Annotated in this window: 2 protein-coding genes and 1 pseudogene; all 3 read left to right on the top strand. The window is 66.1% G+C overall.

From position 1 onward, the window contains the following. A pseudogene (locus ABT116_RS45290) lies at positions 1–97 on the top strand (beta-ketoacyl-ACP reductase); the annotation flags it as partial. Between the two features lie 179 nt (positions 98–276). After that, positions 277–657 (top strand): ArsR/SmtB family transcription factor, encoded by a 381-nt coding sequence (locus ABT116_RS45285; RefSeq protein ID WP_003944657.1) that lies wholly within the window; start codon positions 277–279, stop codon positions 655–657. Next, positions 650–1,548, top strand: an 899-nt coding sequence (locus ABT116_RS45280; protein WP_351646884.1) for an HAD-IC family P-type ATPase, incomplete at its 3' end; no start/stop codon positions are given. The genes ABT116_RS45285 and ABT116_RS45280, both read left to right, overlap by 8 nt.

Raw genomic sequence — 1,548 nt, 5'->3', positions numbered from 1 at the left:
CCTCGCCCGTGAGCTGGGCTCGCGCAACCTCACCTTCAACGTCGTCGCACCCGGCTTCGTCGACACGGACATGACCAAGGCGCTCACCGACGAGCGATGGGTCCTTGCTGTCCCCCCATGTGATGCCGTGGCGAGCAACTCGGAATCTACCGATGTCACTTCGCCGTTCCTGGTGAGGTACGTCGGCCGGCCACCGTTCGGCTGGCGTACCGCATTCACTTCCAAGTCCGGTGCATCACCCTTCCTCGAATCGCCCTACATTGCTATCATCGTTTTATGACGATGAATAACGAGTCGGGATGCCTCGCTGCAACCGGCAGCGGGTCCAGTCTGGATGCGGCAGTGGCACTGTTCCACAGTCTCTCGGATGGCACCCGGTTGTCGATCGTGCGCCGTCTCGCCGAAGGAGAAGCGCGGGTTGCGGATTTGATCGGTGAACTCGGCCTCGCCCAGTCGACGGTGTCCGCACATGTCGCATGCCTACGTGATTGCGGTCTGGTCGACGGCAGACCAGAAGGTCGGCAGGTGTTCTACTCGCTGGCCCGACCGGAGTTGATGGACCTACTCGCCTCGGCGGAGACGCTGCTTGCCGCGACAGGGAACGCGGTTGCCCTGTGCCCGAATTACGGCACCGACACCGGAGATAGCCGTGAGTGACGCGTGCGGCTGCGGCCACGACGAACCCCGCGCCGAGGGCGAGGAAGAACACGAGATCGAAAAGTGGTGGCAGGTTACCGAGATCCGGGCGGCCGCAGCAGCGGGCGTGCTGCTGATCGCGGCCCTGACAGTCCGGCTGGCCGGCGGGCCTGATGCTCTCGGGATCGGCTTCGAAGCGGGCGCGCTGATCATTGCCGGCTACACCTTCGTCCCGTCCACTCTCACACGCCTGGCCAAGGGCAAGATCGGCGTCGGCACCCTGATGACGATCGCGGCCGTCGGCGCGGTACTGCTCGGCGAGGTCGGCGAAGCAGCCATGCTCGCATTCTTGTTCGCGATCAGCGAGGGACTCGAAGAGTATGCCGTCACCCGCACTCGCCGTGGCCTGCGCGCCCTGCTGTCCCTGGTCCCGGACACCGCGACAGTGCTCCGCGGCGGCCGGGAGGAAACCGTCCCGCCCTCGGAGCTCGAGCTCGGTGAGGTCATGATCGTCAAGCCCGGGGAACGGATCGCCACCGACGGCATCATTCGCAGCGGGCGCACCGCCCTGGATACCTCCGCGATCACCGGAGAGTCGATGCCCGTCGAAGCCGGTCCCGGCGACGAGGTGTTCGCCGGGTCGATCAACGGCACCGGCGTCCTCGAAGTCGAGGTCACCGCAGATGCGCAGGACAATTCGCTGGCCAAGATCGTGCGGATCGTCGAGGCCGAGCAGTCCCGCAAGGGCGAGGCGCAACGCCTCGCCGACAAGATCGCCAAGCCGCTGGTTCCGGGCGTGATGATCGTCGCCGCGGCGATCGCCGCGGTCGGTAGCATGCTCGGTGATACGCGGGTGTGGATCGAACGAGCCCTGGTGGTACTGGTTGCCGCGTCGCCGTGCGCGCTGGCCAT

The sequence above is a fragment of the Streptomyces sp. NPDC002130 genome (assembly GCF_040296465.1).
Lineage (GTDB): Bacteria > Actinomycetota > Actinomycetes > Streptomycetales > Streptomycetaceae > Streptomyces.
This window is presented reverse-complemented; position numbering and strand designations above follow the sequence as displayed.